Origin of the sequence: Streptomyces solincola (assembly GCF_002982015.1) — a bacterium.
In the GTDB taxonomy this organism is placed as follows: Bacteria; Actinomycetota; Actinomycetes; order Streptomycetales; family Streptomycetaceae; genus Streptomyces; species Streptomyces solincola.
Genome location: NZ_PVLV01000548.1, coordinates 1 through 6,073, shown reverse-complemented (window position 1 = coordinate 6,073; position 6,073 = coordinate 1). Strand labels below are relative to the sequence as shown.

The following is a 6,073-nucleotide window of genomic DNA, read 5'->3' as shown; positions in this document are numbered from 1 at the left end:
CCCCCGCCGGCCCGCCGCCGAACTCCCGGCCGCCCCAGCGCGGCGGCCGCGGCGGCCCCAACACCAGGGGACTGCTGATCGGCGCGATCGCCGTGGTCGCGGTCGTGGTGGCGGGCATCACCGTGGCCCTGCTCACCAACGGCTCGGACAAGGACAAGTCCGACCAGGCCGCCGCCGAATCCACCGCCCCCGAGAAGCCCGGCGACACGTCGCCGAGCGCCGAGCCCTCCCCCTCCGGCTCCGCGTCCGAGGAGCCGGCCGAGCTCCCCAAGCAGGACGCCGCCACCCTCCAGCTCGGCGCGCCGGCCCAGCTCGGCACGGACGTCAAGGGCGCGCAGGGCGTCAACGGCGCGTATGTGATGTTCAACGGCCCCGGCGGCTCGGCCAGCTGGTCGGCGAAGGTCCCCGAGGACGGCGAGTACACGCTGTACATCACCTACTCGGTGCCCGGCAAGGACGCGAAGACCTCGCTGACCGTCAACGACGAGCAGCCGCGCGGCATCAACATGAAGAACTTCGCCCACGCCAAGGAAGGCGACTGGGAGAAGGGCTGGACCCGCACGTACTCGTACGTGAACCTCAAGCAGGGCGACAACAACCTCAAGATGTCCTGCGAACAGGGCGACACCTGCGACGCCTACATGGACCAGGTGTGGCTGGTGAAGGGCCGCGTCGAGTAGCCGCGGCCCCGGCCTCACGCCCTCACGCCGCCGCCGTGTCCTCCGACACGGTGACCGCCGCCAGCAGCTCCGCGTACGCGCCGTGGTCGAACTCGCCGGCGACGGGGGCCAGGACGGTGGCGGCGGACAGGGCGACCGCGCGGACCAGCCGGCCGGGCCAGTCCAACCCCTCGACCAGGCCGGACAGCAGACCGGCCACCGCGGAGTCGCCCGCCCCGGTGGGGTTGCCCCGCACCGGGCGCGGCGGGGCCGCCCGCCAGGCGCCGTCCGGGGTGAGGGCGAGCAGCCCGTCCGGACCGAGCGAGGCGACCACCGCGCGGGCGCCGCGGCGGCGGGCGTCCCGGGTCGCACGCAGCGGCTCGCGGGCGCCGGTGAGCGCGGCCAGCTCCTCGGCGTTGGGTTTGACCAGGTCGGGGCGGGCCGCGACCCCCCGGCGCAGCGGTTCGCCGCTGGTGTCCAGCAGGACGGGGACGCCGGCCGTCCGGGCGCGGCGCACCAGGTCCGCGTACGCCCCGACGTGCACGCCCGGCGGCAGGCTTCCGCACAGCGCCACCGCGTCCGCGCCGGCCAGCAGCTCCTCGTACGCGGAGAGCAGCGCGGCCCACTCGGCGGGCGAGACGTGCGGTCCTGGCTCGTTGAACTGGGTGGTGTCCCCGCTCGCGGAGTCCACGACGGCGACGGTGCGCCGGGTGGCACCGGCGACCGGCACCAGCGCGTCGCGCACCGGCAGCGGGGCGAGCAGCCCGCGCAGCGCCTCCCCGGCGGGCCCGCCGGCGAAGCCGGTGACCACCGCCTCGTGGCCGAGCGCGGCCAGCACCCGGGCGACGTTGACGCCCTTGCCGCCCGGCCGCTCGGCCACCTCCCGCACCCGGTGCGAGGCGTGCGGCACCAGGGAGCCGACCGTGTAGGTGACGTCGAGCGCGGTGTTGAGCGTGACCGTGAGGATCACCGGTGCACCCCCGAGACGTGCGCGACGACCCGAGACGTGCGCGCTGGCTTCCGTATCCGGTTCTGATCATGCCAAACCGGAGCCGTCCCGCCCACCCCACGGCCGCCGACCGGCGCCCCCGGACCGCCTCTGGACCGCGAGGACCGCCCCCGGACCGCCCTCGGGTCGCCCGGACCGCGTTCGGACCGCCCGGACCGGGTTCGGACCGCCCGGACCGCGTTAGGACCGCTCGGACCGCCCGAACCGGCGTCCGGCACCGGTGGCGGGGGCCTCAGACCCCCGCGGCCTCCTGCTCGCGCTCGCGCACCGCGGCGGCCTGCGGCGGCGCGACCACCCACTCGCCCTTGCGCATCACGCCGACCAGGGTGAAGTCGGCGTCCAGGACCACCAGGTCGGCGTCCTTGCCCGGCTCCAGGGAGCCGATCCGGTCGTCCATGCCGAGCAGCCTGGCCGGGTTGGCGGAGACGGCCCGCACCACGGACTCCACCGGGAGGCCGTCCACGGTGACCGCGCGGCGGAAGGCGGTGTCCAGGGTCAGGGTGGAGCCGGCGATCGAGCCGCCCTCGGCGAGGCGGGCGACCCCGTCGCGTACCTCCACCTCCAGCGGTCCGAGCCGGTAGCGCCCGTCGCCGAAGCCGGCCGCGTCCATCGCGTCGGTGATGAAGGCGACCCGGTCCGCGCCGGCCCGGTGGAACGCCAGCTCCAGCGCCGCCGGGTGCAGGTGCACCCCGTCGTTGATCAGCTCGACGGTGACCCGCTCGTCCTCCAGCAGCGCCGCGATCGGGCCGGGCGCGCGGTGGCCGAGGGCCGGCATCGCGTTGAAGAGGTGGGTGGCGACCGTCGCGCCCGCGTCGATCGCCTCCCTGGTCTGCTCGTAGGTCGCGTCGGTGTGCCCGACCGCCGCGATCACGCCCAGCTCGGCCAGCATCCGCACCGAGTCCAGGCCGCCCGGCAGCTCGGTGGCCAGCGTGACCATCCGGGCGTGCCCGCGCGCCGCGTCGACCAGCTTGCGGACCTCCGCCGGGTCCGGGTAGCGCAGCAACTGCTCGCTGTGCGCGCCCTTGCGGCACGGCGAGATGAACGGCCCCTCGAAGTGCACGCCCGCCAGGTCGCCCTGCTCGGCCAGCTCGGCCAGCTCTCCGGCCCGGTGGGCGAGGAAGTCCAGCTCACCGGTGACGGTGGAGGCCACCAGGGTGGTGGTGCCGTGGAGGCGGTGGGTGTGGACGCCCCGCAGGACCTCCTCAAGGGTGCCGGAGGTGAAGGACGCCCCGCCGCCGCCGTGGTTGTGCAGGTCCACGAAGCCGGGGACGACCCAGTGCCCGGGCAGGTCGTGCTGGTGCACGGCCGCGCCGTCCGGGAGGCGGTCGGCGATCCGGGAGCCCTCGACGACCACCCGCCCGTTCTCGACGGTCCCGGTCGGCAGCACCACGCGGGCGCCGGCGAGAACCTTGTGATCGGCCATCAGGCGGATACCTCCGAACTGGCGAGTAGGTCCCAGGCGAGGAGGCCCGCGCCCAGGCATCCGGCGGTGTCCCCGAGGGCCGCCGGCACGATGGCGGGCAGGCGCTGGAACGTCACCCGCTCCTCGACGGCCGCCCGCAGGGGTGTGAACAACGTTTCCCCGGCCTCCGCGAGCCCGCCACCGATGATCAGGGTGCGCGGGTCCAGCAGGGTGAGGGCGGTCACCAGTCCGTCGGCGAGTGCCCCCACCGCCTCCCGCCACACCCGTTCCGCGGCCGGATCTCCGGATTCCACGGCCTTGGCGCAGTCCGCCGCGTCCGCCTGCGCGTCGCCGCTGGCCGCCGCCCAGGCGCGGCTGACCGCCGACGCCGAGGCCAGCGTCTCCAGGCAGCCGCGCTGGCCGCAGCCGCACTGCGGGCCGCCGGGGCGCACCACGATGTGGCCGATCTCGCCCGCGTAGCCGTGCGCGCCGGCCTCGATGGCGCCGCCGATGCCGATGGCCCCGGCGATCCCGGTGCCCAGCGGCACGAACAGGAACCGGTCCGCGCCGCGCCCGGCCCCGACCCTTCCCTCGGCCAGCCCGCCGGCCCGTACGTCGTGCCCGAGCGCCACCGGCAGTCCGCCGAGCCGCTCGGACAGCAGCGCCCGCAGGGGTACGTCGCGCCAGCCCAGGTTCGCCGCGTAGACCGCCGTGCCGCTGTCCGGGTCCACGATCCCCGGCACGGCGACCCCCGCCGCGACCGCGCCCGTGCCGTAGGTGTCCCGCCCGTACGCGTACAGCTCGGCGGCGAAGCCGAGGATCGTCTCCACGACGGCGTCCGCCCCGCGCTCGCGTCCGGTGGCGCGCCGCGTCTCGTACAGCAGGGCCCCGTCGGCTCCGACCAGGGCGGCCTTCATCCCGGTGCCGCCCACATCGAGGGCGATGACGTGTCTCACGCGGACAGTGTCCCCCGGTCACCCGGGAAAGGTCTAGTCCACTCGCGCAGATTGTTGCCATCGCATACAAAACCCCGCCCAGGCGGCCGTACGAGCCCCGAGGGCGGAATCAGGCGGATCAAGCGTTGTGCAAGCGATACCCCAGTGGTGTAGACCTCATGCCCCGGTCTGGAAGAATTCCGGATCTGCGACAGCGACAGCGACGACGATGGGACCAGCGTGCAGCGCCGCCACTACGGAACACTCGCGGCGGTCGCCGCGCTGAGCATGGCCTTCACCCTCACCGGCTGCGGGGCCGGATCGGGCTCCGGCAACGATGTCACCCTGAAGCTGGTCGCCGCCGACTACGGCAGCGGCGAGGCCAACACCTCCCAGAAGTACTGGGACGACCTGGCCGCCGCCTTCGAGAAGAAGAACCCCGGCATCAGCGTCGAGGTGGACGTCCGCTCCTGGAAGGACGTCGACCGCGACGTCGCCGAGATGGTTGCGAACGACCAGGCCCCCGACATGGCGCAGATCGGCGCCTACGCGGACTTCGCCGCCGAGGACCGCCTCTACCGCACCGACGAGCTGCTCCCCATCCCCACCCAGGCCAACTTCCTGCCGCTGCTCAACCAGGCCGGCGAGGTCGACCGCGTGCAGTACGGCATGCCCTTCGCCGCCAGCACCCGGCTGCTGTTCTTCAACAGGAAGCTGTTCGCCGACGCCGGCCTCCAGCCGCCGAAGACCTGGGAGGACATCCGCGCCGCCGCGGCGAAGCTCAAGGCCGACGGGGTGACCTACCCCTTCGCCCTGCCGCTGGGCACCGAGGAGTCCCAGGCCGAGACGATGATGTGGATGCTCAGCGGCGGCGGGGGCTACCGCGACGCCGTCAACAGCGAGTACGACATCGACTCCGCGGCCAACGTCGAGACCTTCACCTGGCTGCGCGACAAGCTCGTCAAGCCGGGCCTGACCGGCCCCACCGCCCCCGGCCACCTGGACCGCCAGGCCGCCTTCGAGGCGTTCACCAAGGGCGAGGTCGGCATGCTCAACGGCCACCCCACCCTGATGGAGGCCGCCGAGAAGGCCGGCGTCGACTTCGGCATGGTGCCGCTGCCCAGCCCCGACGGCGCGGCCACCTCCTCGATGGGCGTGGCCGACTGGATGATGGCCTTCAAGCAGAACGGCCACCGCGAGGAGATCGGCCGCTTCCTTCAGTTCGTCTACCGCGACGAGAACGTCCTCGCCTTCTCCGACGCCTACGACATCCTCCCCGTCACGGTGACCGCCAGCACGGAGATGGAGAGCGACGCCAAGCACAGCAAGCTCAAGCCCTTCCTGGAGGAGCTGCCCACCTCCGAGCTGTACCCGGTCGGCAAGACCTCCTGGGCCAAGGTCAGCAAGAGCGTCAAGGCCAACATCGGCAAGGCCGTCACCGAGAACGGCGACCCCGAGGCCGTCCTCAGCGGCATAGCCAAGGAGGCCGCCGAGGCCGAGGCGGCGGAAGCGGCCACGTCCGCGAAGTAGACCTCGGGCGACGAGCGACCGGGCCCTGCGCACCCCCACTCCGGTACCGGCCGGCGGCCCCCCCCGCTCCGGTACGCCGGGCCCGGCGGCTCCTTCTCCGGCGCCCCCGCTCCGGTCCGCCGCCGGGCTCCGGCATCCGGCATCCGGGTGACTAGGCTGGTCGTATGACCGCCACCCCGCCGTCCGAGCCCGGCCCGCCGCCGCCTCCGGCCCCGCGCCCGGTCCGCGAGCTGACCGACCGGGACCGGGCCGTCATCGCGCTGGAGCGGCTCTCCTGGCCCGGGCCCGGAGCCAAGGAGCGGGCCATCCGGGAGCGGCTCGACCTCTCCCCGACGCGCTACTACCAGCTGCTCAACGCTCTGCTGGACGACCCCGCCGCGCTCGCCCACGACCCGGTCACCGTCAACCGGCTGCGCCGCCTGCGCGCCTCCCGCGAATCCCGCCGCTGACGGCCCGCGCGCAGGTGTGCCCGCCCCGGGCCGGGGATAGGTTCCCCGACATGGCCACCCCACCGCACCCCTGTCTCTTATACACATCT

General features: G+C 74.3%; 6 protein-coding genes. 3 read left to right on the top strand and 3 right to left on the bottom strand.

Annotated features, from left to right (window positions below; genetic code table 11):
* Nucleotides 1-680 (top strand): carbohydrate-binding protein (locus C6N75_RS26890; RefSeq protein ID WP_105871472.1); only part of this gene is annotated, 680 nt, incomplete at its 5' end.
* Nucleotides 681-702: 22 nt separating this feature from the next.
* On the opposite strand, the gene C6N75_RS26885 is transcribed toward C6N75_RS26890, so the two are convergent.
* The 3 genes from C6N75_RS26885 to C6N75_RS26875 form a co-directional block, all read right to left on the bottom strand.
* Nucleotides 703-1,629, bottom strand: a complete 927-nt coding sequence (locus tag C6N75_RS26885) for a 1-phosphofructokinase family hexose kinase (RefSeq protein ID WP_105871471.1) — start codon at nucleotides 1,627-1,629, stop codon at nucleotides 703-705.
* Between the two features lie 271 nt (nucleotides 1,630-1,900).
* Nucleotides 1,901-3,091 (bottom strand): N-acetylglucosamine-6-phosphate deacetylase, encoded by a 1,191-nt coding sequence (nagA, locus tag C6N75_RS26880; RefSeq protein WP_105871470.1) that lies wholly within the window; start codon nucleotides 3,089-3,091, stop codon nucleotides 1,901-1,903.
* Nucleotides 3,091-4,026 carry an ROK family protein gene (locus tag C6N75_RS26875; RefSeq protein WP_105871469.1) on the bottom strand — a complete coding sequence of 312 codons (936 nt, stop codon included), beginning with the start codon at nucleotides 4,024-4,026 and terminating at the stop codon, nucleotides 3,091-3,093. The genes nagA and C6N75_RS26875 overlap by 1 nt, the downstream gene beginning before the upstream one ends.
* 219 nt (nucleotides 4,027-4,245) lie before the next feature.
* Here C6N75_RS26875 and C6N75_RS26870 point away from each other — a divergent pair, with 219 nt between their 5' ends.
* Both C6N75_RS26870 and C6N75_RS26865 read left to right on the top strand, forming a co-directional pair.
* On the top strand, nucleotides 4,246-5,535 hold the full coding sequence (locus tag C6N75_RS26870; RefSeq protein ID WP_105871468.1) for an extracellular solute-binding protein: 1,290 nt from the start codon (nucleotides 4,246-4,248) through the stop codon (nucleotides 5,533-5,535).
* A 164-nt stretch (nucleotides 5,536-5,699) separates the two neighbouring features.
* Nucleotides 5,700-5,984 carry a DUF3263 domain-containing protein gene (locus C6N75_RS26865; RefSeq protein ID WP_105871467.1) on the top strand — a complete coding sequence of 95 codons (285 nt, stop codon included), beginning with the start codon at nucleotides 5,700-5,702 and terminating at the stop codon, nucleotides 5,982-5,984.
* Nucleotides 5,985-6,073 lie beyond the last annotated feature (89 nt).

Coding starts and splice junctions, on each gene's coding strand:
- nagA (WP_105871470.1), bottom strand. CDS start 3,091: ATGGCCGATCACAAGGTTCTCGCCGGCGCCCGCGTGGTGCTGCCGACC.
- C6N75_RS26865 (WP_105871467.1), top strand. CDS start 5,700: ATGACCGCCACCCCGCCGTCCGAGCCCGGCCCGCCGCCGCCTCCGGCC.